Here is a 26,695-nt window from a genome sequence, read left to right as displayed (position 1 = left end):
ACTGGAGATTCACTTGACTAAAAAATGAAATAAGAGATAATATTTAAATGAGAAACTTTCAATTAAAAATAAGTATTTAAGTAAAATTTAATATAAAATGATTGGAAATATTGGATACATAGTATAATTGTATGGATACTATGTCCTTTTTCTTTTTTATCTCATTAAATTTTAGGCACATATGTGCTAGTTAAAGATTGATAGCTGTACGATGAGTATAATTTACTATAATTGATGAATAGCTAATAACCATTTTTGTTTGTTCTTCCTACAAATTTAGGACAAAAAAGACTCAAACAGGAATTTCTCATCTTTTTTTTGGAGCATAATATATAGTAGGTGAACAATTTTGGAACATTTATTAGGGCAAGATTGGGAAATAACTCCTGCAGGTGGAGAAACAGGCGAAGCCTTTTTTGCACAAAATAATGGACAGAAGCTTTTTTTAAAACGAAATTCGTCTCCATTTTTAGCTGTGCTGTCAGCAGAAGGAATTGTCCCAAAACTTGTTTGGACAAAAAGATTTGAAAACGGAGATGTTTTTACTGCCCAGCAATGGCTGATTGGTAGAGAATTTGGTCATTCGGATATGACGGATGAAAGAGTAACCATGTTACTCAAAAAAATTCATACCTCTAAGCCTTTATTAGAGATGCTCAAAAGACTAGGTAAAACATCTTTTCATCCTGAAATGATTTTGTCAGTCATAAAAGCAGAAATAGACGATGAATTAAAAGATAACGAAGATATCACTCGTTATATCCAATTTTTAGAGGAGAATCTTCCATTTATCAAAACAACAGAGCATGTCGTTTGTCATTGTGATGTAAATCATAACAACTGGCTGCTTTCTGAAGACAACCAGTTGTATTTAATTGACTGGGATGGTGCAATGATTGCAGATCCAGCAATTGATTTAGGCATGTTACTTTATTGGTATATTCCAAAAGAAGATTGGAAAAATTGGTTACATACTTACGGGTATGAACTAACCGATCATTTATCCTTAAGAATGAAATGGTATGTTATTGCTCAAACGATTAATTCCATACGTTGGTATAAGAAAAAAGGCCGATATAGCGAAATGCAAAAATGGATGCAATTTTTACATGACATTGATTAATCGGCCATTTACCTTTTTAAGATAAATTGTTAATTCCATCTACCCATTGCGATAATTGGTCTTGGTGTGAATGAATATGATTGTCTAAATTGGAGGCATTGACACCTTGCTTGCTGTAAAGATGTACTTCCTCTAAAATCGGAAGGATATTTTGATCAATTTGATCATTGGTTCTTAAAGAAGTAATCAATCTCTCGATCTGCTCGCATTCCGCTACAGATCCACAGCAGTCTGTTTGTTGATTACTAAGAATATCGGCTAATAATGCTAATTGATGCTCGTGGTTTATAGGCATACTTAGAACACCCTTTCTATAGGTTCTAGTATGAAAAGAGTAAAATCATTCTTTTCAAATACCAGTTAAGGAATTCACTTATAGGTTGTGAATTCTTTTTTTCTTTATTCAAATGTTCCTAATGTAAATTTATCCTTCAAAAATAATCAATTGCCAAGAAAAGAGTATTGCATCGATGTATAATGCATGATATTGTTTGAAACGATAGTTATTAATAAGGAGTGTCCACATGCGATTAAGACATAAACCATGGGCGAAAGATAAATTAAGCGCATATCCGCAATATGTTATCCAAACCCCGGAAGATTGGAAAGGTAAATGGGATCAGGCATTTAGTCAAAAAGGGCCGATCCATATTGAGATTGGAACTGGAAAAGGTAGATTTATCACAGAAATGGCAAAAGCAAATCCTTCCATTAATTATATCGGCGTAGAACTTCAGGAAAGTGTCATAGTTTCTGCGTTAGATCGATTAATTGAAGCAGAAGTACCAAACTTGAAGTTAATGAATATAAATGCAGAAAAGCTTAAGGATTATTTTGAAAAAGGAGAAATTGCCCGAGTTTATTTGAATTTTTCAGATCCTTGGCCAAAAACAAGACACGAAAAACGGAGACTAACGTATAAAACGTTCTTGGATTCTTATCAATCAGTCCTAATTGATAAAGGAGAAGTGCATTTTAAAACAGATAACCAAGGGCTGTTTGAATACTCTCTTAAGAGTTTTTCTGAATATGGAATGCTTTTAAAATATGTAAGCCTTGATTTGCATAACAGCGATTATGAGGGCAATATCATGACTGAATATGAAGAGAAATTTTCCAATAGAGGCAATAGAATTTATCGTTGTGAAGTGCAATTTAAATAAGGGGAAAAGAGGTTGGAGAGTAAGCTTTCCAGCCGAGATATACCCAACCAATGATGCGGAATTCCAAAAACATTTCGTATCGTTGGTTGGGTTTTATATTTGTTAAAAGCCATTTATTATCGCTAAAATAAAAGTTAAGATAATTGATTAACATCAAGAATTCTGCCTGTCTCACTATCTGAAATGAATTCATATACTTCTTGGGTATCACCATTCAAGCGCGTGATACCACCTCTATAAACAGTAAGGGAAGATTCGCGCGTATGAAGTATTTCTTTCTCCATATTTATCCAAGATCCATTAATCGGTCCCTTTTCTTTAAAAGCTGTTTTAGCTAAAGATAAGACCTGGTCACCCGAAAGACTACTATTTTTAGCAATGACTTCTTTTACGATATAGCTTGCGGCTAGTCCTGCCACAACACCGCCTATGATATGTTTCCAATTCATAATAGAACTCCTTATTTTTTGTGTCGTATTTTCTTGTATTAGGCTAAGTACTTCAAACTACAAAAAAGTAGATATTGTTATTATAACTAATTTATATCATAGAAGAAATGATTAGCCGACTTCTTCCTGAAAACTGGTTCTAAGTTTTAAATTGGATAATTTCTAATTGGGTAGAGGAAAGTAGTGGTATGCAGTTAGATATTTCGGTACAATAAATATATTATTAAAATACATAGTTATTAAAGGGGTTTAACTAGAATGGAACAACAAACATTAGATATGTTCCGAACATTAACGGAACTTCCGGGAGTAGCTGGAAATGAACATCAAGTTCGAAAATTTATGAAAGAACAATTAAGTCTTTATACAAATGAAATCGTGCAAGATAACCTTGGCAGTATCTTTGGGGTAAAAAGAGGAACGGAAAATGGACCAACAGTTATGGTTGCCGGACATATGGATGAGGTTGGTTTTATGGTTACAGCAATCACGGATAACGGAATGATTCGTTTTCAGCCTATCGGTGGCTGGTGGAGTCAAGTCCTTTTAGCACAAAGAGTACAGATTATAACTAATAAAGGACCTGTTATTGGGGTAATCGGTTCGATTCCTCCACATCTATTGGACGAAGCCTTAAGAAGTAAACCAATGGATATAAAAAATATGCTGATCGATATCGGAGCGGATGATAAGGAAGATGCATTGAAAATTGGGATTAAGCCTGGTCAAATGATTGTGCCAATTTGTCCATTTACGCCAATGGCTAATGAAAAGAAAATTATGGCAAAAGCATGGGATAATCGTTATGGTTGTGGTTTAGCGATTGAATTGTTAAAGAATCTTCAAGAAGAGGAGATTCCAAATATCTTATATTCTGGGGCTACTGTGCAAGAGGAAGTAGGTCTTAGAGGAGCTAGAACTGCAGCTAATATGATTAAGCCAGATGTATTTTATGCTTTAGACGCAAGTCCTGCAAATGATGCATCAGGTGATAAAAACCAATTTGGTCAGCTTGGAAAAGGAGCATTGTTACGCATTTATGATGCAACGATGGTTATGCATAAAGGGATGAGAGAATTTATTTTAGATACAGCGGAATCTAATAATATTGCCTATCAGTACTTTATTTCACCAGGCGGAACGGATGCGGGACAGGTTCATATTTCAAATAATGGTGTACCTAGTGCTGTTATTGGCATATGCTCACGTTATATTCATACAAGTGCTTCTATTATCCACATCGATGATTATGCGGCTGCAAAAGAACTGTTAACTAAATTAGTAAAAACGACGGATCATACAACCATTGAAACACTACGTGCAAATCAATAAAAAACAAAACTATTTTATAGATAATTCATCTTAAAAAATTTAATTAAAGGTATCTCCAATACGATTGGTATATGTGAGATACCTTTTTTATAAACTGTTTGGTCATTATATTAGGAGTGAAGCAAAGTGAAAGTTTGTATTGGCACCAATAATAAAGCAAAAGTAAAAGCAGTAAAAAACTGTTTAGAAAAAGATATGACTATAGAGTTTGCTACATTTAATGTGAGCTCTGGGGTAAGCGAACAGCCATTTTCAGATGAGGAAACGATCAAAGGAGCCATTAACCGAGCGAAGGCTGCATTGCAGGAAGGAGCCGGCGAGATAGGGATTGGCTTAGAAGGAGGCGTCCACCGAACAAATGGTATTCTCTTTTTAACTAATTGGGGAGCGCTTGTTGGGAGGGATGGAACCACCTATATAGCTAGTGGAGCAAGAATTCCACTACCAAAGGAAATTGAAACAAAACTAGTTGCAGGAAGAGAACTAGGTCCGGTTATGGATGAATATGCCCAAAAGGAAAATGTTCGCTCAACAGAAGGTGCTATAGGAATATTCACAAACGGCAGAATTAATAGGACTGCTATGTTTGAACATGTTGTTGAATTGCTTCTAGGTCAACTGGAATATCAAGGAAAATAAGAGCTAGAGGAACTTTGGAAATTAGCTGAATTTAAATAGAAAAAGCTTTCCTATTAAGTGATAAAAATGTAGCAATAGGAAAGCATATTAGTAGTGAGGAACCTATAATTCTGATACTATTTATGAAAGGGTACATATTATGAAGGGGGCATTTACATTGAAACATTTACAATCAGCAGACGAATTTGCAGAGCTTAAAAATAGTCCAGAGAAACATATATTTCTTTTTTCAGCAGAATGGTGTGGAGACTGTCGATTTATCGAACCATTTATGTCAGAAGTAGAAGCGAAATTTGATCAATATACATTTATACATGTTGATCGCGATAAATTTATTGATACTTGTATAGAACTAGATGTATTTGGTATTCCAAGCTTTATCGCTTTTGAGGGCGGGAAAGAACTTGGCAGATTTGTAAGCAAGGATCGAAAAACACAGGAAGAAATTGAAAAGTTCATTGAATCTTTATAGGGAAAACAATAGGCGATAGAATGATTTATCCTATTCTCAACACAAGTAAGGATAGTCAAGGCTTATTTAGTCAGTAGAGAATTTTTTTCTTTATTTTGCTGTAATATGTAAAAATAAACGTTTATCTTATAGAAGGTTGTCTCCTATATAAAATGTAGCTTGGAAAGGGACGTAGTTCCCTGCTATATTTTAAGTGGAGATAACCTTTTTCCATTGATTACAAGAAAAACTGCCTATTAAAAAGATGATTATCGATTCATTTAGAGTATAATAAATAGGAAGAAATTGAAGAGGACGGAAGTGAAACAAGAATGAAAATGACAAGTAAAAAAATGAAGGATATGCTCATGCAGCGAATAAGTAACGAGGATCGAACTTTTACATTTGATAGTAAAAAAGATCAAGTACGTATAGAAAGTAAAGCAACGGGAAAGGGAGTTACCGTTTCCTTGCCTGAAATAATTGCAAAATGGGAAACAAAAAAAGAAAAAGCAGTCGATGAGATTGTTTATTATATTGAACATGGCTTAGGAGCAATTGAAAAAGATGAAGAAATAGAAGGAAAAGAGAAAAAAATATTTCCTGTGATTCGTTCTACTTCTTTTCCTCAACAATCAAATGAGGAAATTCCCTTTATAACAGAAGAGCATACGGCAGAAACCAGAGTATATTATGCTTTGGATATGGGGAATACCTATCGTCTTATTGATGAGAGATTGATGGAAAAAGAAAATTGGTCTTCCGCTTCGATTAAGGAAATGGCTCTTTTTAATGTAAGATCTTTATCCACAAATGTAAAAGCAGATAGTGTTGCTGGTAATGTTTTTTATTTTATAAACAGCAATGATGGCTATGATGCAAGTCGAATATTAAATGATGCCTTTTTAAAGGATATGTATGATCAGTGTGAAGGCACAATGACGGTAGCTGTTCCTCATCAAGATGTACTTATTATAGGTGATATTCGGAATGAAACAGGATACGATATCCTCGCTCAAATGACGATGAGTTTCTTTGCGAGCGGAAGAGTTCCAATTACAGCACTATCTTTCCTGTATGAGGGTGGCGAATTAGAGCCTATATTTATTTTAGGTAAAAATAAAAAAAGAGGAAAAGAATAGGGACAATGTAATCAAATCGATTTATAATTTACTTTTGAATGACATCTAATTGAAATATTTTTATACTAAAATAACAATTATGTAGATTGAAAAGCTAGAATGTTTCTATAAGTTCCCTGTTTTAACCTGAAAAAAAGAGAGACTTAATGAAAGAGGCAATTAGGATATACAAACTTTCAAAAAGTGTCTCTTTTTTAATTGCTATATATAAATGTATCTAGTTATAGAACCAGAGTTGTTGGAGCGTTGGCAATTTAAAAAAACAAAGAGGGAATTTATCTTTGTTTAACCTTCTGCTAAAGAGGGAAAGGGAGAGTTGTTAAAAAATAGTGCTCGAAATTCTGAACATAACTGTTAAAATAGTAATGAGATTGGAAAGAAAGAGTGATTACGTGTGAATTGGTTCAAAAAAGTATTTAAACAGTTTGCTAGTGAAGAAGAGGAGCTGAACCAAGTTGAAGAATCGGTTGAAGCAGAACAGCAACCGAAAATGGAGTCTACGGCATGGAAGAAAGAGATAGATTCAAAGATTATTTATCAATATCCGAAAGGGAACTTTCGCTTTCCACTAATTCCTGATGAAGAGATAGATGATAAGAAAGAGATGGATAGAAGGAAAAGAAGGGAACCTAGGCAAGCCTTCCAAGAGAATAGACGTGAAAACGATCAACCATTTAAACGACCATATGCAGAACAGACGAAAAGCGATCAGAAGGAAGAAAAAGTATCGAATACATATAGTACTAATCGTCCTTTCAAACCTACAGAAGTTGTTTCTCCGATATATGGATATAACCGTCCAGAAAGGAAAGCGATAAGGACTACGGAATCACGACCAATAATAGAAAAAAAAGTTGAAATTTCGAAAGAAGCGAGGATTAACCAGAAAGAACAGAACAAAACAAGAGGCAATGAAGAACTACTAACATTTGTTGGAATGAATGATGAGGTGGTTGAATCACAAGAAGTTCGACAGAATGTGGAGATAGCTGAATCACAAAAAGCAGAGAGGAATGTAGAAGCAGCAGAACCGCAAGAAGAGGAAAGAAATGTAGAATCATCTGAACTACAAGAAGCGGAAAAGAATGTGGAAGTAGCAGAACTTCAAGAAGCGGAACGTAACATAGAGTCAGCAGAAACGCAAGAAGCTGGACAACAACATGGCGAAATTCATGTGGAGACAGTTGAACTGCATAAAGCTGAGACAGCTGTTGCGCAAGAAACGGTAACAGTGGACAGGATAATGGAGCAAGATACATCTTTTTCTATAAAAGCTGAGGAATATTTCGCTGAAGAAATAACTTCTAGAGCTGATAGTGCATTAGAGATAGAGAATGTTGCTTCTCTAAGCGTTTTTGCCAGGGAAGCAGAAAAGGAAGTAAATGAGCAGGTAGAAAGTTTAATAGAAGACCAAGAACTTGATAATAATCAATCATTGTTAAAGTTTGAAGAAGCGGAAGTAGTAGAAGAAGTTTATCAGGAAAATGATGAAGAATTAGTAGTAGAAAAAAAGGAAGAAGCCTCCCAGGCGAAAATAGAGGAGAAGAAGACAATTTCTCGTAAAGGTCCTTTACCTTTTAATGTGTTGATGCTGAATAAAGACAGAAAACGATTGGCAAATCAACAAGTCGAGAAAAAAATATGTGAGGAGCCAAAGCCACAGTCGCAGGCAGAAGTAGTAGTTCCCTCTATGATAGAAAAAGAAGATGAGGAACAAAATGACTTACCTTATTACGTTTTTCCCGAAGAAAATTTATTGAATCCACCCATTTTGCAAATAGAAAAGGATGGTTGGATTGAAGAGCAGACTATGCTCTTAAACGATACATTTACCAATTTCAATGTTCATGCAAAGGTGGTAAATGTTACACAAGGACCTTCTGTAACACGTTATGAGGTACAACCAGAACCAGGAGTTAAGGTTAGCAAAATTACCAATCTTTCTGATGACTTAAAATTAAGTTTGGCTGCAAAAGATATCAGAATTGAGGCGCCAATTCCTGGAAAGCATACAGTAGGAATTGAAGTCCCAAACCAAAAAAGTCGACCTGTACTTATAAGAGAGATTTTGGAAAGTGAAGAATTTAAAAGTTCAGCCTCTCCCTTAACGGTAGCAATGGGATTGGATATTTCAGGAAAACCAATCGTTACAGATTTACGCAAAATGCCACATGGATTAATAGCTGGAGCGACTGGATCTGGAAAAAGTGTGTGTATTAATACAATGCTTGTGAGCTTACTATACAAAGCAAAACCAGAGGAATTGAAGCTCTTATTAGTAGATCCTAAAATGGTTGAATTAGCTCCATATAATTATGTTCCCCATTTAGCAAGTCCTGTTATTACAGATGTAAAGACGGCAACTGCTGCACTAAAATGGGCTGTCGAAGAGATGGAAAGAAGATATGAGCTATTAGCACATGCTGGTGTTAGAGATATTACAAAATATAATCAATTAGCAGAAGAGCATAAAAGGTATAGTGAGAAATTGCCATATTTAGTGATCGTAATTGATGAGTTAGCAGATTTAATGATGATGGCACCTGCGGATGTAGAAGAAGCGATTAGTAGAATAGCTCAAAAGGCAAGGGCGTGCGGGATTCACCTATTAATTGCTACACAAAGACCATCAGTTGATGTTATTACAGGATTAATTAAGGCAAATGTTCCAACACGAATTGCGTTTTCTGTTTCCTCTCAAATTGATTCACGTACCGTCATCGATATTAGTGGTGCCGAGAAGCTTTTGGGTAAAGGGGATATGCTATTTTTAGAAAATGGAACATCAAAGCCCGTTCGATTGCAAGGTACATTTGTATCAGATGAAGAAATTGATCAGGTAGTGGCACATGTTAGGAAAGAAAGAAAACCAGAATATTTATTTGAACAAGAAGACCTGTTAAAAAAAGTTCAAATGTCTGAAGAAGAAGATGAATTATTTTACGAAGCTTGTGAATTTATTATTGAACAGGGTGGAGCGTCTACATCTAGTCTGCAAAGGAAATTCAAAATAGGATATAATCGAGCAGCGAGATTAATTGATATGATGGAAAAGCAGGGATTTATATCAGAAGCTAGAGGAACAAAGCCTAGAGACGTATTAATAACAGAAAGTGAATTGCTGTTATTACAGGAAAACGAATAATCGGAGAAAGGATTACTTCGTAAAATGCTTCCATAGATTGGAATTATATTGTTCCGTAGTTTTTCATCATGAAAGATGGTATAATGTATAAATGTGAAATAAAAAAAGGAAAAAAAAGTTAATGTATTGTAGAAACATGAATAATTAATGGAATGAGAAAAATAAAGTGAACAAAGTTGCATACATAAATGCAATGAGCAAATTGAATGAGGATATCATATACTGTTAAAAGATATGCGTAGTTGGAGGTTCTTTATATGACTATTTACCACTTCGTAGGTATAAAAGGGTCGGGTATGAGTGCGTTAGCACAAATTTTACATGATATGGGTTTTGAGGTACAAGGCTCTGATGTGGATAAAAGATTTTTCACTCAGATTGCTTTAGAACAAGCTGGAATAAAAATTCTTCCTTTTCAACGTGAAAATGTTCAACCAGGAATGAATGTTATTGTAGGAAATGCATTTCCGGATACACATGAGGAAGTAGAAGAAGCAGTAAAGCTGGGTCTTCCAGTGATTCGATACCATCGTTTCCTTGGAGATTTTATGAAGCAATTTACAAGTATAGCTGTAACTGGAGCACATGGAAAGACATCTACAACTGGTTTGCTTTCCCATGTAATGAAGGGGGCAAAGCCTACAGCATATTTAATTGGTGATGGTACGGGGAAAGGGGTAACTGGAGCAGAATATTTTGCTTTTGAAGCATGTGAATATCGCAGACATTTCTTATCCTATTTCCCTGATTATGCATTGATGACCAATATTGATTTTGATCATCCAGATTATTTTGCCAATGTGGAAGATGTTTTTTCTGCCTTTCAAGAGATGGCATGGCAAGTTAAAAAAGGAATTTTTGCTTGCGGGGATGACGAACATTTACAAAAGATTCAAGCAAAAGTGCCAGTTGTATTTTATGGTTTTGGAGATGAGAATGATTTCCAAGCGAGGAATGTGGAAAAAACAACTGAAGGTACAACTTTTGAAGTTTATGTACGTAATACGTATTACAACACCTTCTCCATTCCGACATTTGGGGACCATAATATCTTAAATGCTTTAGCTGTTATTACGCTTAGTCATTATGAGGAACTAGATGCAGAAATCGTTAAAGAACGCTTAATGACATTTGAAGGAGTAAAACGAAGATTTACAGAAAAGACAATTGGTACACAGGTTATTATCGATGATTATGCTCACCATCCGACCGAAATAAAAGCAACGGTGGAGGCTGCTCGTCAAAAGTATCCTGATAGAGAAATTGTTGCTGTATTCCAGCCACATACATTCTCTCGTACTCAAGCATTTCTTCAAGAATTTGCAGATAGCTTAAATTTAGCTGATTCTACTTATCTATGTGATATATTTGGTTCTGCACGTGAGAATCACGGAAAGCTAAGTATTACAGATTTAGCTGATAAGGTACCTGGAAGCAAAATTATTTCAGAAGAGACAGTTTCTTCTCTGAAAAAACATGATAATAGTGTAATCTTGTTTATGGGTGCAGGAGATATTCAAAAATATCAAAGTGCTTATGAAAAAACATTAGGGTAATAAAAAGGGATCAGAATTTACATTCAGATTCCTTCAGACTGTAGACAAACTCTTTTAAATTTGAGGTTTTGTCTATGGTCTTTTTTTGTGACTCCTTCTAATAGGGATGTTGACTTCCGCTACAGGGGTTCGCTATCCATGAGTGCCGAGCCGCTTTGTTGCATACGCTCGGACTTTCTCGTATCTCCCATAGGAGTCTCGCCCCTTCGGCTCCGATCAACCTGGTTTCATCATGTTAGTCTAGAATTTTAACTGCTCTTGGTTTTAAAATGTAGATAGATATTTTTTAGAGGTGAAATTATGCTTTCCAAACAGTTATTCAAAGAGACCAATTAGAAATGATTGCTTTAGATCAACTTGTTCCTGATGCAAAAGAAAAGCATGGCATACGATGGACACCTTTAAAGGGACATAAAAAATTATCTATGCAGACCTTGTTTACTTGTGGATCCGTGAACTTAAAGAAAATGGCCAACTGACTTGGATGAGTCTGGTAACAGCTTGAGAAGAGCATAAAGAATAGATCAAAACAAATCATAAATTGAAAAAGGAGATCAGAATGAAAATATTCTGATCTCCTTTTTCTAGTTTACTTTAAATTTTCTGGATTTAATACTTCTAATTCTGGAATAACAAATTTACCATCTTTTCTTATGAGTACATCATCAAAGTAGATTTCCCCACCACCATAATCAGGGCGTTGAATATTTACCATATCCCAGTGGATATTGGAATCATTGCCGTTATAAGCATCATCATAGGCTTGACCCGGTGTAAAGTGGAAACTTCCATCGATTTTTTCATCGAATAAGATATCTTGCATTGGATGTAGAATATACGGATTTACTCCAATAGCGAATTCGCCAATATAACGAGCACCTTCATCTGTATCTAAAATTTTATTTAATCTTTCGGAGTCATTAGATGTTGCTTCGACAATTTTTCCGTTTTCAAACTTCAGGCTGACATTTTCAAAAGTGAATCCTTGATAAGGCGAAGGTGTATTATAGGTTAGTACACCATTAATAGAATCACGTACAGGTGCAGTATAAACCTCGCCGTCAGGAATATTCATTTGACCAGAGCATTTGATTGCCGGAATATCTTTAATAGAGAAAGTTAGGTCAGTGCCAGGACCAGTTAAGCGAACTTTGTCCGTGCGATTCATTAATTCTACTAGATTATCCATTGCTTTATCCATTTTTCCATAATCTAGGTTACACACGTTGAAATAAAAATCTTCAAATGCATCGGTGCTCATTCTCGCAAGCTGGGCCATGGATGGGCTTGGATAACGAAGAACTACCCATTTTGTGTTTGGTACACGAATTTCTCTATGTACCTTTTTGCCAATGGTTGCACCTTCAATTTTCATTTGTTCTGCAGGAACGTCTGCAAGCTCATTAATGTTATCACCAGCTCGAAGCCCAATGTACGCGTCCATATTACTCATGACATTTGCTTCGAATTGGGCCATCATTTCATATTGTTCTGTTTGAGCGCCTAAAAGCAAGGAGCGATTAATATCATTATCTTTCAGTGAAACAAAAGGATAACCACCAGCTGCATATGCTTCACGCACAAGCGCTTTTACAAGTTCCTTTTGAAGTCCAAAGTTTTCAATAAGAACTTTTTCGCCTTTTTGTAAGCGAATGGAATAATTAATTAAATTTTTTGCTAGTTGATCAATTCGTGGATCCTTCATATGTACCTCCAAAATTTAAAAAAATGTGATAACTCTCTTATTGTACCCGAAAATATTTTTTCCTTAAATAAAAAAACTCAAAATAGAAAAATAGGGAGAAGAAATTACTTGCTTCGAATGTAGGTTTACTCTTGCTAAAGAATCATTTGTTTCTGAAAGTTTTTCCAATTATAATAAAACTAAGGTTTTAGCAAACGCGAATCTGGGAAAAGACCAATAAAGTGGAGGTGCGATAAATATGGTAAATCTTTTATACTTAAGTGTAGCTTTAATAGCTATTGCGTTTACGATTCTTGTCATTTATGTTGCGAGAACATTGAAGTCATTACATACTACACTGGATAGTGTTTCTAAAACACTTGTCGGGTTAGAAAGGCAACTGGATGGTGTCACAAGAGAAACAACTATTTTATTGCAAAAAACGAATGATTTAGCTGCAGATATTCAACAGAAATCTGAAAGTTTAAATTCTGTGGTTGATGCAGTAAAAGATGTTGGTACGAGTGTACAAGGGTTTAATCAATCGGTTCAAGCGATTACAAATAATGTGGAAAACACCCTTGTAAAAAATCAAGATAAAATAGCTCAAATTGTTCAATATAGCAAGGTGTTTATGAATATTAGAGATCAATGGAGAGCTAAGAAGGCTGAACAAAGCCGAACACGAGTAAGAAGTAATTAAAGGAGGATGTTACGATGAAGCGAGAACAAGAAATAATCCATGCAAATGAAAGCTCAAGTTCAAAGGATTTTCTATTAGGTGCTATAGTAGGTGGGGTTGTCGGTGCGGCAACTGCTTTATTTCTTGCACCAAAGCCTGGAAGAGAACTGCTTCATGATTTAAACGGACAAGCTGGCATGCTCAAGGAAAAAGGAATTGAGTTAACTGATACGGTAAAAGAAAAAGGATCAGAGTTTATTTCTATTGCTAAAGACAAAACAGGCAAAATTAGTAATACTGTTACTAAAACGTCTGCTGAAATTATGGATAAAGTAAAAAATACAAAAGGGCAAGAGAATATGTCAGCCCGTTTTGATGAGCTGAAAGAAGAAGCATCTGATTTAAGTTCAAGCTTAAAAAACGCTGAGTTTGATGAAATTCAGCAAAAGTTAGAAGAAACCAAACGTGCATTTGATGAAACAGAAAGTAAGTATAACCATTAATCATTATTTTGTATAAAAGTGAGATAAAGTATCCAGTCTATATACACATTGCTTTCTGCGTTCAATGAGAGCCAAGTCTTTTAGAACAATGCAAGAAGGAAACGGTATATAGACTGTTTTTTATATGTTTATGATAAATAAATAGATAAAGGATGATTTTTTAAGAATGGAAAAAATAGAAACTATCGAAAAGTTCGAAGAGTTAGTTCAGAATAAAGATGCTTTTTGGCTGGTTAAACATAGTGTAACATGTCCAATTAGTGCAAGTGCTTTCGATGAATATAAGCAATATGAAGGGAAAAATAATGCTGTTGATACTTATTATTTAACTGTGCAAGATGCAAGAGATGTATCTAATTATATTGCTGAAAAATATGAAGTAAGACATGAATCACCACAAGCATTGCTTTTTGTTCATAATAATATTGTTTGGCATGCATCTCACGGGCAGATTACCGCAGCTTCTTTACAACAAGTTAGTGAAGAAAATAAGTTATAAACATTCGATAAAAAAGGAATTCAGAAGGAGTATATTCTGAATTCCTTTTTTATGTAAAATATTAATTATTTATAGAAGAGCTTTTCGTTTTAGCTGGCCAAACAATCGATAATTTATCCCCTTTTTCTATAGGGGTTAAGAATGTAGCTTGTTCACCATTACGCAATAGTTGAAAAGTTCCTCCGCCGCTTTGTGGCATATTGATATCAACAAATGCAAATAAGTCCTGAAATAAAAAGCCTTCAAATGGTTTCTGTTCTATACGAATATCATCCCCGCTGAATAAAAGATCTTCCATTTGGAGGATTTGTCCTCTTCTTTGTATTTGTGCTAGCTGCTTTGTAAGTGTAATCTTTTTGTCATTAAAATAAACTGGAAGCACTTGATACATTAAAATTTGTTTTCTTTCGGCTAATTCTTGAACAGTTGGTGTTTTTCTTTTTTCCAGGATAACTTCATCTTTGTGACTAAGCAATTGGTTTAATCGGCAAGGAAGTCCATTTTTTACAATCTTCCCAGAGAAAGCAGGAAGGATCGTCTCTTTACCGTTAATCAACAGATGGAAAGGTCTTAACTCCTCCATTAAATTCGTTAAATGAAGCGACTCAAGAGCTTCTTGAATAGTAGTGTCTGCTCGGTATTCAATAATATCTTTGTCAGCAATCGGATGTTCAGCAGAAACAGGGTTCCCATTGCAAAGAATTTTGGTATGAAGCGTGTAGCTTTTATTATTGATCTTTATTTCTTTGTCAGGTTCCGCATCTAGTAAGTCCTTTATTTGAACTTTGGCTTGTTCTCCATCTTTCCCACGATAAACCGTTAATGTTTCGCCATCTTCTACTGTATCTTCTAAAGAGCATGGGACATCTTTTCTAAAAATAGTGGGTCCCTCACCATGACTTCCGGGTATGGTAATTTTTTGATTATTGAGTGTAACAATCATTGCATTACCTGGCTTTCCGTATAATTGGTTCATTCGAATGCCAGAGGCTAAAATACAATCCCCGACGGTCAATTTATTTACTTCAAATAGTCTTACTGGCTGCTCATTTATATAAACCGTTTTATATTGGACTGGTGATTTTTCAGCAGCGATAGCAATTCCAACAGGTGTAACAAGCTCCGGCCCTAAATGGAAATTTTCCTCAAAGGTAAGATGAGTAATTGCATCAATGCCTCTGATGGCAACCCGGTTAGAAGGCAGATTAAGCATTTCTGCCATTTTTTGTTGTAAAGCTGGCGTTTGGCTTCCGCCACCAACAAGCATTACAGCTTTAGGCGATTTATGATTGTTTAGTAAAAGAATCTCCCGGCAAATCGTATCTGCTAATTTATCTAAAGCAGGTTCAATTTCCTTAATTACTTCTTCCTTATGCAATTCCGTTGTAAAGCCAAGAATATCAGAAATAGAAATCTGATCTTTTTGAGATAATTCTCTTTTGGCTTGTTCGGCTAATGGAAAGTCTAATAAATATGCATCGCTGATTGCTTCTGTTATTTCATCTCCAGCGACAGGTACCATCCCGTAGGCAATAACGGTCCCCGTATCGGTTATGGCTATATCTGATGTTCCTGCTCCAATGTCTACTAAAGCTACATTTAATCTTCTCATAGATGGAGGAATTAGGACATTAATGGCAGCAATTGGCTCTAACGTCAATGCCTGCATTTCTAAATTTGCTCGATGCAAGGCAGCGATTAATGATTCAACAACTACTTTAGGCAAAAAAGTTGCGATAATTTCTACCTTCGCTATTGATCCTTGCTGATCAATTAAGCTACCCATAGCTTGATCATCTAAAGAGTATTGAAGTACGGAATAGCCCACACAATAATAAAATTGGCTTTTATCTCGCTCGTTTTTTTCTGCGACAGAGCTTTGTGCCTGCTGTACAGCTGTTAACTCCATATGTAAAATATCTTCTTTTGTAATGAGCGGCTTTCTTTCTATATTCATTTCATAAGAAGCCCGTTCTGTTTTTAAGGCTCTTCCAGCAGCCGCGACACTCACTTTTTCTAAAGGTCCATGTTTGATTTCTAACTGATCTTTTATTTCTTTGATAATTTTGGAAACAGCTAACACATCATGTATTTGACCATCTAACATAGCTCTTTCTGTATGTTCGATGGATAATAAATCAGCTACATGATAACTTTCCTCTTTTTTTTCCAAGATAATTCCGACAACTGATCGAGTACCAATATCTAATGCAAATAGTTTTTCATGTTTTTGCATAGAAAACACCTTCTTTTTATTTAAAGATTGTTTATAAAAAAATAAAATAGATTATAGGAAACAATTATCTAACTTCTTAACAAAAATTAACGCTTTAACACTTAAAAGCGTTTAAGCATTAAATAAAATTAGTGACAATGGGATAAATATGATTTATAATTAACCCAATTAAGAGAAATGTAACATATTTTTGCATTTGTATAAAGAATCTAAGCAAATAGTGTAAAGGAAATTACATGGATTTGTGCTTTTAATGAAGGGATGAGATGATTGTGAGTAATAAGGAATTAGAAGAATTACGTAATCGAGTGGATGAATTAAATTTAGAAATTTTAGAAAAAATTAATGAGCGGGCAAGCCTTGTGCAAAAAATAGCCCAAACAAAAGTTACCCACGGTGCACATCGATATGATCCTGTTCGCGAGAGAAAAATGCTCGATCATATTTTAAATAAAAATGATGGACCATTTGATAATGGGACAATTTCACATTTGTTTAAGCAAATTTTCAAAATGGGCTTACAATTACAACAAGAAGATGACAGTAAAGCGTTATTAGTATCTCGTAAGAAAAAAGCAGAGGATACTATTGTTGATATAAAAGGAACAAAAATTGGTGACGGTACACCTAAATTTGTGTTTGGGCCATGCTCAGTAGAATCATATGAACAAGTTGCTCAAGTGGCAGCGTCCGTACAAGCTAAAGGGTTAAAGCTTCTTCGTGGTGGCGCGTTTAAGCCAAGAACATCTCCATATGATTTCCAAGGACTTGGTGTAGAAGGCTTGAAAATCTTAAAAAGAGTGGCAGATGAATACGATTTAGCAGTAATTAGTGAAATTGTTAGTACGGAACACATTGAAACGGCGTTAGATTATATTGATGTTATTCAAATTGGTGCTCGTAATATGCAGAACTTTGAGCTGTTAAAAGCTGCAGGAAGTGTAAAAAAACCGATTCTATTAAAACGTGGTTTAGCGGCAACCATTGAAGAATTTATCAATGCCGCAGAATATATAATGTCACAAGGAAACGATCAGATTATCCTCTGTGAACGTGGTATTCGTACGTATGAACGGGCAACAAGAAACACATTGGATATTTCTGCTGTTCCAATTTTAAAACAAGAAACACATCTTCCTGTCTTTGTTGATGTAACACATTCAACTGGAAGAAAGGATTTATTATTACCTTGTGCGAAAGCAGCTTTAGCAATTGGGGCAGATGGAGTAATGGCAGAAGTTCATCCAGATCCTGCTGTCGCATTATCTGATTCAGCACAGCAAATGGATATTGAGCAATTCGATGAATTTTACCGTGCGTTACAAGCTACACCATATGTAAATGCATAAAAATATGATAAATGCCTCGTAAGTGTTTAGAAACACTTACGAGTTTTTTTATAGAAATACTTTTTTTAATAAGAATTTGATAGTATGACAAATTCATTTATATTTTTCATCATTTTATGGTAAACTGAATGGAAGAATGTTTAATAAAAAATTTTTTTTGCTAAAAAAGCGAAAAAAAGTCGTTTTTTTTGAAAAAAAATGAAAGCTTGTCATTGCGGGTTTTCCTGCTATATCGTATCATTAGTACATAATTAGACAAGATTAGCTAAATTGGGAATCTTTTATGATTAAGAAAGTAGCTTCTTGCCATAAAATAATAGAAAGAAATAGTTCGACTAAAAGGAGTGCAAAAATCACAATGAATATCACAATATATGATGTCGCAAGAGAAGCTAGTGTTTCTATGGCAACCGTTTCCCGTGTTGTTAATGGAAATCCAAACGTTAAGCCAACAACAAGAAAAAAGGTATTAGAAGTTATTGATCGATTAGGATATCGTCCAAATGCTGTAGCAAGAGGGCTAGCAAGTAAGAAAACCACTACAGTTGGAGTAATTATCCCTGATATCTCAAGCACATTCTTTGCGGAATTAGCAAGAGGAATTGAGGATATTGCTACAATGTATAAATATAATATTATTTTAAGTAACTCTGATCAAAATAAAGATAAAGAGCTGCACTTATTAAATACCATGTTAGGCAAACAAGTGGATGGTATTGTATTTATGGGTGGCAATATAACTGAGGAACATGTTACTGAATTTGAAAAGTCTCCTGTACCAATTGTGCTTGCGGCTAGTATCGAAGAAAGCAAAAAGATTTCTTCTGTTAACATTGATTATGCGCAAGCTACGTATGATGTAGTAACTAGCTTTGTTGAAAAGGGCCATAAGTCTATTGGAATTGTCCTTGGATCCTTAGAAGAACCAATCAACAAAAATGAGAAATTAGGCGGTTATAAAAAGGCATTAGAAGCAGCTGGAATCGAATTTAATGAGTCTTTAGTTGTTGAAGGAGATTATAGCTATGAATCTGGTATGGAAGCTTTCGATAAATTAATCGAAGGTGATAATAAACCAACGGCAATCTTTGTTGGCTCAGATGAAATGGCGCTAGGTGTCATTCATGGAGCAGAAGACAAAGGCTATAAAGTTCCTGAGGATTTTGAAATTGTTACCTCTGATAATACAAAATTAACATTAATGGTTCGCCCGCAACTAACAACTGTTGTACAACCATTGTATGATATCGGTGCTGTGGCTATGAGATTGCTTACTAAATATATGAATAAAGAAACAGTAGAAGATCATATTGTTACACTTCCACACCGTATAGAATCTCGAAAATCTACAAAATAAGTTCAGATACGGAAAAGACCAAAACTGGATTGTACATCCAGTTTTGGTCTTTTTTGTTGAAGAAAAAAAGGAAACGAGGAAAGTGGCTGGAATAAAATATTTAATGGATAAAGAATTTAGTGGCGAAACCAAGTCATTCTATTACAGACACTCGATGCGCCGGGGAACAAGCTTTAGCGTGTGGAGGCTAAAGCTTGTTCTGGCTTCCCGCAGGAACTAACGAAGCAAGGAGGCTTAGCGCTCATCTTATGGATAGCGAAATGTATTTTAGTCTGCGGGGTATTACCACAAACCTTCTTTCTTAAAATAAATAAAAACCTCAAACAATTATACAAATACTTTTTAGTGTGTACGTATAATTGTTTGAGGTTATATTTGATTGAAATACTTATGTTCTAACCTTATTGGAGTTAATTATTTTCTGTCTTTTTATCAGGCTTTTCTGTTTGTTCTTTATTGTTTTGCTGGTTATTTTCTGTTGGCTTGTCGTCTTTGGGTTTGTCATTATTTGGCTTGTTCGCTGTTTGCTCTTTAGTGCTCGTCTTTTTTTCTTGATTTTCCTGTTTAGATTGATCCTTTTGTTTTTCTTGATTTTCCTGTTTAGATTGATCCTTTTGTTTTTCTTGCGAATTGCCAATTACCACTTCATTTGATGCCTTTGATTCTTTACCAGCAATATCAACTGCTTTAACGATATATTTTCCATTACCACCTTTAAAGCTTAACGTATTTGCTGTTTTTAAACTCTTTACTTTTTTGCCATTTTTATAGACCCGGTAACCAATTACATCTTTTTCGCTATGCTTGCTCCATGTAATAGTGTCACCTTTAAGATTGATTTTTAGTGGACTAGGAGTCTTCCCATTCTCTTCAATTTTATTGCTTGGAATGATAAGATTTTTAAGCTTTTGATTGTTCTCGCTCAGAATACTTGGATCGCTGATACGAATACCAAATAGCTTTTCGATATAGTCTGGATTTAGCATTAATCCTGGTTCAGCGAATTCACTTGGAGTAGAATCTAAAGCCATGTATTTCTTATCACCGATTTTTACATATTTACCTGCAACTAAACTGTCGTCCCTCTTAGATGGAACCGTTCCTGACTTGAATAAATCAGTTGTCACTAATCCGGCTTTTGAGCACCCTTCAGAAGGCAGTAGTCCAGAAATAGAACATACAGATTGTCTTACGATTCCACCAGGCATCTTGAAGCTTTTGGACGGGGCTACAAGATCAGGTGCAACGTCATATGCAGCATTTAGTAAATCTGCCCACAAGTAGTTATTACGTTTACTGTATGATAAACCAGATGTTTCTAAAGATTTTGGTGTATCATAACCTGTCCAAACTCCAAAAGTTACATTTGGATTTGTCGCAACTAACCAAGAATCTGTAAAGTTTTGGGCTGTTCCGGTCTTACCTGCCCAGTCAGAATTAAATTTTAGGCGGCTGTTTACGGCAGCGGCTGTTCCGCGATTCATCACATCTCTCATCATGTCTAATGTTAAGTATGCGGTTTGTGGGCTAAATACATCGACAGGTTTTACATCATGCTGATAAATAACATTGCCATCTTTATCTTCAATCTTGTCAATCATATAAGCATCGATAAATTTCCCACTATTAGCAAAGGTAGAAAAGGCATTGGTATTTTCTTCAACAGTAATACCATCCTCCAGTCCGCCGATAGCAGTAGCCCTGTTTGAAGCGTCAGCAGGAGTTAATGACGAAACGCCCATTTTTTCTAAGAATTTAATTGGTTTCTGTGGCAATATATCAATATATGCTTTTACTGCTGGAACATTGTATGATTGCTGTAGTGCATATCTTGCTGTTACTAAACCATGAAATCGCGAGTCATAGTTGTTTGGCCAAATACTCCCTGGTTTACTAGGATTTAATCTTAATGGAACGTCTGGTAAAACACTTCCAGGCGATAATGTTCCCAGTTCAATTGCTGGACCATAAACTAAAAGTGGTTTCATGGTTGAACCATTTGGTCTGACACTGCGTGTGGCATGATTTGTTGCTTCTCGATTATAATCACGCCCTCCAACAAAGCTTATGATAGCCCCCGTTTTGTTTTCAATTAGAATGGCTCCAGTTTCTACAGGTTCCATAATAGTAACTTTTTCTTTTGTTTCTGGATCAATCACTTGTTGTTTTTTATCTGGTCCAAAAAGAGAGAAGTTTTTGACTGTCTTTTGTTGAATATCATAGATTTTCTTATTAATAGTACTATGAATTTTGTATCCATTTTGGTGGATTTGACGGTCAGCAAGTGTAGTATATTGTTCTGCTAATACATCGTCTTCTTGTAAGTCTTCTTTTGTATATCCATCTTCTTTTGCTAACAATTCGGCAATAATTTCTATGCTTCTTTGTTGGATTTCAATCATTACCGCCGGATAATCTTCAATTGGATTTTTTTGCGGTCCGATAAAATCCTTTGTTATGTCGTACTTCATGGCAGTATCATATTCTTGTTTAGAGATTTTCTTTTGGTCATACATTCGGTTTAAAACTGTTTTCATTCGATTTAAACCTGGTTCTAAATTCTTTTTTAATTTTCCTTCTTGTGTAAAAGGAGTGTAACCAAATGGACTTTGTGGAAGCCCTGCGATAAATGCAGCTTGAGGCAAAGTTAAATCCTTTGCATCTACACCAAATATACCATTTGCTGCAGACTGTACACCTGCAATGTTTCTGCCAGATGAATTTCTTCCTAAGGTTGAAACATTTAAGTAAGCTTCTAATATTTCATCCTTCTCAAAGAATTTCTCTAGCCTCAGTGCTAGGAGAATTTCTTTTGCTTTTCGTTCAAAAGAGACTTCGTTAGTTAAAATTTGATTCTTTATTAACTGTTGTGTTAACGTACTTCCACCAGATTGCGTAGAAGAGTTAGCTACTTCTTGAAATAATGCACGGAAGATTGCTTTTGGAACTACTCCGTTATGAGTGTAGAAATTTTCATCTTCAGTAGCGATAACAGCATCTTTTAAATAGGGAGAAACATCTTTAATTTTTACTTCCTCCCTCTCAAGGTCTGTAGGCACTTTTCCTAAATACTCATTGTTAGCAAAGAATAGCTCTGAAGTTTCTTCGTAATTATAAATATCTTTCTGCATAGTTGTGTAAGGACGGATTGGCTCATCCTTAACAAGTGATGCAAAGTATCCTGCACCAATTCCGAGCCCAAATGCACCCCCTACCACAGTAATGATGATAAAGAGCAAAGTCACATTCCATGTTACTTCATAAGTTAAACGGGCTCCTTTCAGTGTTCGTTTATTGGTGAAGAAGTTTTTAAAATGGTTTAAAGCATTTTTCCACTTCGGCCTTTCGTTCATGGTATCATTCCCCCTAAAATCACATACATTATAGCATAAAGGAGAGGGGAATATAGACAGAGTTCGATATTTTTCCTGTTTCTTCGAATAATTGTTTGACATTAACAGCTTTTATGTGATAAAAATAAACTAACTATATATTGATTCGTTATTGCTTTGAAGGGAAGAAGTAGTTCTTTTATCACTATAAACAGAGAGCCATTGGTCGGTGCAAAATGGCATAAATAAAAGAATGAATTACCTCCTGGAGCTTTCACTGGGAAAGTTATTTTAAATTAGTAGCAGTGAACGGCGTGGACCGTTATTCTAATGAAGTGGAGAATCTATTTTCTCAAGTTATGGGTGGTACCGCGCTGATTTGGCGTCCCTGCATATTAGATGCAGGGACTTTTTGTGTTATTTAATCAATAACGAAAAATAGGACAAGGATATTTTACTTTAAAATGGAGGAATATACATGAATTTACTAGAAGATCTTCAATGGAGAGGTATTACTTACCAACAGACAGATGAAGCAGGCTTGAAAGAACAATTAGAAAAAGAAATGACTAGTTTATACTGTGGAGTAGACCCTACTGCTGATAGCATGCATATTGGACATCTATTACCGTTTTTAACGTTAAGACGTTTTCAAAACGCAGGACATCGTCCTATTGTATTAGTAGGTGGCGCAACAGGTTTAATTGGGGATCCGAGTGGAAAAAGCGAAGAAAGAAAGCTGCAAACATTAGATGTTATTGGCTATAATGTGAAATGCTTGCAAGGACAATTGGAAAGAATCTTTGATTTTGAGGGAACAAATGCTGCAATTATGGTCAATAACTATGATTGGGCAGGGAAAATGGATATTGTTACATTCTTACGTGATTATGGAAAACACATTGGAATAAATTATATGTTAGCAAAAGATACCATTGCTAATCGTTTAGAAACAGGAATTTCCTTTACTGAATTCACGTATACAATTTTACAAGCATTAGACTTTTTACATTTATATGAACATCATGATTGTAAATTGCAAATTGGCGGAAGCGACCAATGGGGAAATATTACCACAGGATTAGAATTAATTAGAAAGAACATGTCAGAAGGGGCTAAGGCGTTTGGTTTAACCATTCCGCTTGTGACAAAGGCAGATGGTACAAAGTTTGGTAAAACGGAAAGTGGTGCTATTTGGTTAGATCCTGAAAAAACCACTCCTTATGAATTTTATCAATTTTGGATTAACACAGCAGATGCTGATGTGATTAAGTATCTAAAATTCTTTACTTTCCTTTCTAAAGAGGAAATTGAGGAATTAGAAAAATCTGTGCAAGAAGAGGCTCATCTCCGCAAAGCACAAAAAACATTAGCGGAAGAGATGACGAAATTAATTCATGGAGAAGCTGCACTAGAACAGGCACAAAAAATAACGGCAGCGCTTTTTAGTGGAGACATAAAAAATTTAACGGCAGAAGAAATCAAACAAGGCTTTAAAGATGTGCCAACATATGAACATACAGAAGGAGAAGCTCTGCTTGTTGATATACTAGTGGCTGCTGGTATTGTATCCTCAAAAAGACAAGCGCGCGAAGATATAACAAATGGTGCTGTCTATATTAATGGAGAGCGCAAACAGGAACTAGATTATGCACTTACAGAAGAAGATCGAATTGAAGGACAGTTTACCGTGATTCGACGAGGCAAGAAAAAATATTATTTAATTAAGTTTTAATGGCAACCATCCTAAAAGGTAACTTTTAGGATGGTTTTTTGGAAAAGAAATAATGGTGTTTAATGAAATGAGGAATTATTTTTCATTATCCTGCATTTTTAATGGCAACATTTTGTTACAATATATTGTCTAAAATGTGAAAAAGATATATTTTTTTCCATTTCTAATCTGTTTATCCAATAAATTGTTTTATACTTAAAATAAACAATTGTTGAAGGAGGGAGAAACGGGAAGATGTAATAGACTTACTTTTCCTGTGTAATCGATGAAACTAAACAGTGAAGTCTTAAATGTACCGTCTCCTTTTTTAGAGTATGTTGTAATGCGAATGTTTATGATGAAGTATTATGAAAAGGATCATTATTCCATCGCTTTTCAATACCCTTTAAGTCGTTTTGAGAGCAGCTATGTGATTCCGGAATTTCAAATGCTTTTTGATAAAGTGAAGTGGAAAAATAATGTTGTTACTTTAATTAATTTACGCCAGGATATATATGAACAAATCCTCATGCAAGTGAATCAATGTGATAGTCGGTCATCCTATATGGCGATAATAGATTATTTAAATCAACAAACAAAAGTAGAAGATCGAATGGACTGCTTTCCGACAATTCTAACAGGAGATCTTGTTTCCCCCGAATGGAGTGTGGATTTCCAAAAAGACGGTATAATAGAACTATTTAAGAATCAAGAGATATTAGGTGATAAAATAAGTCTTACTAGCAGGGAAGAAAAGAAGAAGGAAAAATGGGGATTTCAGCAAATAATAAACCAGGTTGTCCATGAATATTGGCTTGTATATCAACAAAAAAGAGAAAAGACTGTTATTCAAATTAGCCTGCCGAATATTAAATATTCAAGGGATATAGAAATGAGAATAAAAGATTTATTCTTTCCTTTTTTTCACCAAGTGCAAGTAGCGACATTTTTTTATGAAGAGGGATTATATATAAACAATATTTTAGTGAAAAGACCAAAATTGAAAGAGAAGACTAATTGGGGAGAACTACTTTTTCCTTTGGGAGGAAAAAACAATTGTGACTAGAAAAAGAAATATATCATAAAAAAAGCCCTGTTTCCAAAAGGAAAAAGGGACTTTTTTTAGCAATTCTATTAACGAGAATAGAACTCAACGATAAGAGCTTCGTTAATTTCAGCTGGTAATTCAGAACGTTCTGGTAAACGAGTGAATGTACCTTCTAATTTATCTGCATCAAAAGTTAAGAAATCAGGTACGAAGTTATTTACTTCTACTGCTTCTTTAACAACTTCAAGGTTGCGAGATTTTTCACGTAAAGTGATAGTTTGACCAGCCTTAACGCGGTATGATGGGATATCAAGACGTTTGCCATCTACTAAGATATGACCATGGTTAACTAATTGACGTGCTTGACGACGAGTACGAGCTAAACCTAAACGGTAAACAACGTTATCTAGGCGAGTTTCTAATAAGATCATGAAGTTTTCACCATGCTTACCAGCCATTTTACCTGCGATATCAAAAAGATTACGGAACTGACGTTCGTTCACACCATACATGTGACGAAGTTTTTGTTTTTCTTGTAATTGTAAACCGTATTCTGATAATTTTTTACGTTGGTTTGGACCGTGTTGTCCTGGAGCGTAAGGGCGTTTATCTAACTCCTTACCTGTTCCACTTAAAGAAATACCAAGACGACGAGAAAGTTTCCAGCTTGGACCTGTATAACGAGCCATAATTGACTCCTCCTTCATGTTTTTATTTGGTAAAATAAAAACAGATGTAACATTTCTTTTTGATTATTTTGTCTTCCTGTACCTTCGCCCTAGCAGCCAAGGGTTACCCAATACACCATCAAATTAATATTTGAGGAACAAAATAAGACAAAAAGTGTTTACATATGCTGCGCTATTTTACACAAAGAATATTATATGTTTTTTATAGGTGAAAAGTCAAGTAGTATTTGCTGATAGGTTACTATCAGGAAAAATTTTAGAATATCACTTATATTTTTTTCTACCTATTTATTGCCAATATGATATAATTAGTATAATTTAACTAGATTTATACATTTAGGTGATATTTCCCAGAAATCACTTGTTCATATACATATTTTCATGAAAAGCCTATTGTGTTGTAATGCTTTGAAGGCTTTTATGAGTAATATTCCTCCTGTTTGAATAGGTATATATTATAAGTAATTAGAACTGTTTTTGTTTTTAGCATTATTAGTTTACGTCCTCAAAGAAATTATTTCCCTGTTTTTAATTATGTGGTTTGTTTCTCAGAAATTTGTTTACGATTGAATTCCAAAACTATATTTATTATTGAATAACTA

General features: G+C 34.9%; 22 protein-coding genes and 1 other annotated feature. Of the genes, 16 read left to right on the top strand and 6 right to left on the bottom strand.

The genetic code is table 11. The features are described from left to right. Nucleotides 1-349 precede the first annotated feature (349 nt). On the top strand, nucleotides 350-1,123 hold the full coding sequence (locus NSS71_RS12870) for a phosphotransferase family protein (RefSeq protein WP_047944504.1): 774 nt from the start codon (nucleotides 350-352) through the stop codon (nucleotides 1,121-1,123). Between the two features lie 16 nt (nucleotides 1,124-1,139). Here NSS71_RS12870 and NSS71_RS12865 read toward each other — a convergent pair whose 3' ends face one another. Then, a complete protein-coding gene (locus NSS71_RS12865; RefSeq protein WP_047944503.1) occupies nucleotides 1,140-1,418 on the bottom strand; it encodes a YtzH-like family protein in 279 nt (92 codons plus the stop codon). Nucleotides 1,419-1,647: 229 nt separating this feature from the next. Here NSS71_RS12865 and trmB point away from each other — a divergent pair, with 229 nt between their 5' ends. Further along, nucleotides 1,648-2,286 carry a tRNA (guanosine(46)-N7)-methyltransferase TrmB gene (gene trmB, locus NSS71_RS12860; protein ID WP_047944502.1) on the top strand — a complete coding sequence of 213 codons (639 nt, stop codon included), beginning with the start codon at nucleotides 1,648-1,650 and terminating at the stop codon, nucleotides 2,284-2,286. A 134-nt stretch (nucleotides 2,287-2,420) separates the two neighbouring features. Here the strand turns inward: trmB and NSS71_RS12855 are convergent, their stop codons facing one another. Further along, nucleotides 2,421-2,735: a PepSY domain-containing protein gene (locus tag NSS71_RS12855; protein WP_047944501.1), complete on the bottom strand. Its 315-nt coding sequence runs from the start codon at nucleotides 2,733-2,735 to the stop codon at nucleotides 2,421-2,423. A gap of 258 nt (nucleotides 2,736-2,993) precedes the next feature. Here NSS71_RS12855 and NSS71_RS12850 point away from each other — a divergent pair, with 258 nt between their 5' ends. The 7 genes from NSS71_RS12850 (at nucleotide 2,994) to NSS71_RS25710 (ending at nucleotide 11,479) form a co-directional block, all read left to right on the top strand. Next, the gene (locus NSS71_RS12850; protein WP_047944500.1) at nucleotides 2,994-4,067 is read left to right on the top strand and encodes a M42 family metallopeptidase; all 1,074 of its coding nucleotides are present in this window, start codon (nucleotides 2,994-2,996) and stop codon (nucleotides 4,065-4,067) included. Nucleotides 4,068-4,193: 126 nt separating this feature from the next. Next, nucleotides 4,194-4,706, top strand: a complete 513-nt coding sequence (locus tag NSS71_RS12845; protein ID WP_047944499.1) for a DUF84 family protein — start codon at nucleotides 4,194-4,196, stop codon at nucleotides 4,704-4,706. A gap of 157 nt (nucleotides 4,707-4,863) precedes the next feature. Beyond that, nucleotides 4,864-5,178: a thioredoxin family protein gene (locus NSS71_RS12840; protein ID WP_047944498.1), complete on the top strand. Its 315-nt coding sequence runs from the start codon at nucleotides 4,864-4,866 to the stop codon at nucleotides 5,176-5,178. 317 nt (nucleotides 5,179-5,495) lie between these two features. Beyond that, nucleotides 5,496-6,299 (top strand): DUF1444 domain-containing protein, encoded by an 804-nt coding sequence (locus NSS71_RS12835; protein ID WP_047944527.1) that lies wholly within the window; start codon nucleotides 5,496-5,498, stop codon nucleotides 6,297-6,299. Nucleotides 6,300-6,693: 394 nt separating this feature from the next. Then, nucleotides 6,694-9,444, top strand: coding sequence for a DNA translocase FtsK (locus tag NSS71_RS12830; RefSeq protein ID WP_061798758.1), 2,751 nt, complete (start codon nucleotides 6,694-6,696; stop codon nucleotides 9,442-9,444). A 257-nt stretch (nucleotides 9,445-9,701) separates the two neighbouring features. Next, nucleotides 9,702-11,000, top strand: coding sequence for a UDP-N-acetylmuramate--L-alanine ligase (gene murC / locus NSS71_RS12825; protein ID WP_047944496.1), 1,299 nt, complete (start codon nucleotides 9,702-9,704; stop codon nucleotides 10,998-11,000). Between the two features lie 338 nt (nucleotides 11,001-11,338). Beyond that, complete coding sequence (locus NSS71_RS25710; RefSeq protein ID WP_082138437.1) at nucleotides 11,339-11,479, top strand: transposase; 141 nt, start codon at nucleotides 11,339-11,341, stop codon at nucleotides 11,477-11,479. 110 nt (nucleotides 11,480-11,589) lie between these two features. Here the strand turns inward: NSS71_RS25710 and NSS71_RS12820 are convergent, their stop codons facing one another. Next, the gene (locus NSS71_RS12820) at nucleotides 11,590-12,705 is read right to left on the bottom strand and encodes an aminopeptidase (protein ID WP_047944495.1); all 1,116 of its coding nucleotides are present in this window, start codon (nucleotides 12,703-12,705) and stop codon (nucleotides 11,590-11,592) included. Between the two features lie 238 nt (nucleotides 12,706-12,943). Between NSS71_RS12820 and NSS71_RS12815 the strand changes: the two genes are divergently transcribed. The 3 genes from NSS71_RS12815 (at nucleotide 12,944) to ytxJ (ending at nucleotide 14,368) form a co-directional block, all read left to right on the top strand. Continuing rightward, a complete protein-coding gene (locus NSS71_RS12815) occupies nucleotides 12,944-13,387 on the top strand; it encodes a DUF948 domain-containing protein (protein ID WP_047944494.1) in 444 nt (147 codons plus the stop codon). Nucleotides 13,388-13,401: 14 nt separating this feature from the next. Next, nucleotides 13,402-13,869 (top strand): YtxH domain-containing protein, encoded by a 468-nt coding sequence (locus NSS71_RS12810; protein WP_047944493.1) that lies wholly within the window; start codon nucleotides 13,402-13,404, stop codon nucleotides 13,867-13,869. A 166-nt stretch (nucleotides 13,870-14,035) separates the two neighbouring features. Next, nucleotides 14,036-14,368, top strand: a complete 333-nt coding sequence (gene ytxJ, locus NSS71_RS12805) for a bacillithiol system redox-active protein YtxJ (RefSeq protein ID WP_047944492.1) — start codon at nucleotides 14,036-14,038, stop codon at nucleotides 14,366-14,368. 61 nt (nucleotides 14,369-14,429) lie between these two features. Here ytxJ and pilM read toward each other — a convergent pair whose 3' ends face one another. After that, nucleotides 14,430-16,604, bottom strand: a complete 2,175-nt coding sequence (pilM, locus tag NSS71_RS12800; protein ID WP_047944491.1) for a cell division protein FtsA — start codon at nucleotides 16,602-16,604, stop codon at nucleotides 14,430-14,432. Nucleotides 16,605-16,876: 272 nt separating this feature from the next. Between pilM and NSS71_RS12795 the strand changes: the two genes are divergently transcribed. After that, entirely contained in the window at nucleotides 16,877-17,953 is a 1,077-nt protein-coding gene (locus NSS71_RS12795) for a bifunctional 3-deoxy-7-phosphoheptulonate synthase/chorismate mutase (RefSeq protein WP_047944526.1), read from the top strand. 358 nt (nucleotides 17,954-18,311) lie between these two features. Next, nucleotides 18,312-19,310: a catabolite control protein A gene (gene ccpA / locus NSS71_RS12790; protein WP_047944490.1), complete on the top strand. Its 999-nt coding sequence runs from the start codon at nucleotides 18,312-18,314 to the stop codon at nucleotides 19,308-19,310. A 410-nt stretch (nucleotides 19,311-19,720) separates the two neighbouring features. Here the strand turns inward: ccpA and NSS71_RS12785 are convergent, their stop codons facing one another. Next, nucleotides 19,721-22,663 carry a transglycosylase domain-containing protein gene (locus NSS71_RS12785; protein ID WP_047944489.1) on the bottom strand — a complete coding sequence of 981 codons (2,943 nt, stop codon included), beginning with the start codon at nucleotides 22,661-22,663 and terminating at the stop codon, nucleotides 19,721-19,723. Nucleotides 22,664-22,810: 147 nt separating this feature from the next. Further along, nucleotides 22,811-23,035: a binding site (T-box leader), on the top strand. Between the two features lie 85 nt (nucleotides 23,036-23,120). Between NSS71_RS12785 and tyrS the strand changes: the two genes are divergently transcribed. After that, a complete protein-coding gene (gene tyrS, locus NSS71_RS12780) occupies nucleotides 23,121-24,377 on the top strand; it encodes a tyrosine--tRNA ligase (protein ID WP_047944488.1) in 1,257 nt (418 codons plus the stop codon). A gap of 322 nt (nucleotides 24,378-24,699) precedes the next feature. Next, complete coding sequence (locus NSS71_RS12775; protein ID WP_141232337.1) at nucleotides 24,700-25,422, top strand: hypothetical protein; 723 nt, start codon at nucleotides 24,700-24,702, stop codon at nucleotides 25,420-25,422. Nucleotides 25,423-25,490: 68 nt separating this feature from the next. Here NSS71_RS12775 and rpsD read toward each other — a convergent pair whose 3' ends face one another. Then, on the bottom strand, nucleotides 25,491-26,093 hold the full coding sequence (gene rpsD, locus NSS71_RS12770; RefSeq protein WP_047941829.1) for a 30S ribosomal protein S4: 603 nt from the start codon (nucleotides 26,091-26,093) through the stop codon (nucleotides 25,491-25,493). Between the last annotated feature and the right edge of the window lie 602 nt (nucleotides 26,094-26,695).

This window comes from Niallia sp. FSL W8-0951, assembly GCF_038006525.1.
In the GTDB taxonomy this organism is placed as follows: Bacteria; Bacillota; Bacilli; order Bacillales; family Cytobacillaceae; genus Niallia; species Niallia circulans.
This window is presented reverse-complemented; position numbering and strand designations above follow the sequence as displayed.

Coding starts and splice junctions, on each gene's coding strand:
- ytxJ (WP_047944492.1), top strand. CDS start 14,036: ATGGAAAAAATAGAAACTATCGAAAAGTTCGAAGAGTTAGTTCAGAAT.
- tyrS (WP_047944488.1), top strand. CDS start 23,121: ATGAATTTACTAGAAGATCTTCAATGGAGAGGTATTACTTACCAACAG.
- NSS71_RS12855 (WP_047944501.1), bottom strand. CDS start 2,735: ATGAATTGGAAACATATCATAGGCGGTGTTGTGGCAGGACTAGCCGCA.
- rpsD (WP_047941829.1), bottom strand. CDS start 26,093: ATGGCTCGTTATACAGGTCCAAGCTGGAAACTTTCTCGTCGTCTTGGT.
- NSS71_RS12850 (WP_047944500.1), top strand. CDS start 2,994: ATGGAACAACAAACATTAGATATGTTCCGAACATTAACGGAACTTCCG.
- NSS71_RS12835 (WP_047944527.1), top strand. CDS start 5,496: ATGACAAGTAAAAAAATGAAGGATATGCTCATGCAGCGAATAAGTAAC.
- NSS71_RS12810 (WP_047944493.1), top strand. CDS start 13,402: ATGAAGCGAGAACAAGAAATAATCCATGCAAATGAAAGCTCAAGTTCA.
- NSS71_RS12785 (WP_047944489.1), bottom strand. CDS start 22,663: ATGAACGAAAGGCCGAAGTGGAAAAATGCTTTAAACCATTTTAAAAAC.
- NSS71_RS12865 (WP_047944503.1), bottom strand. CDS start 1,418: ATGCCTATAAACCACGAGCATCAATTAGCATTATTAGCCGATATTCTT.
- NSS71_RS12820 (WP_047944495.1), bottom strand. CDS start 12,705: ATGAAGGATCCACGAATTGATCAACTAGCAAAAAATTTAATTAATTAT.
- NSS71_RS25710 (WP_082138437.1), top strand. CDS start 11,339: ATGATTGCTTTAGATCAACTTGTTCCTGATGCAAAAGAAAAGCATGGC.
- murC (WP_047944496.1), top strand. CDS start 9,702: ATGACTATTTACCACTTCGTAGGTATAAAAGGGTCGGGTATGAGTGCG.
- trmB (WP_047944502.1), top strand. CDS start 1,648: ATGCGATTAAGACATAAACCATGGGCGAAAGATAAATTAAGCGCATAT.
- ccpA (WP_047944490.1), top strand. CDS start 18,312: ATGAATATCACAATATATGATGTCGCAAGAGAAGCTAGTGTTTCTATG.
- NSS71_RS12815 (WP_047944494.1), top strand. CDS start 12,944: ATGGTAAATCTTTTATACTTAAGTGTAGCTTTAATAGCTATTGCGTTT.
- pilM (WP_047944491.1), bottom strand. CDS start 16,604: ATGCAAAAACATGAAAAACTATTTGCATTAGATATTGGTACTCGATCA.
- NSS71_RS12775 (WP_141232337.1), top strand. CDS start 24,700: ATGCGAATGTTTATGATGAAGTATTATGAAAAGGATCATTATTCCATC.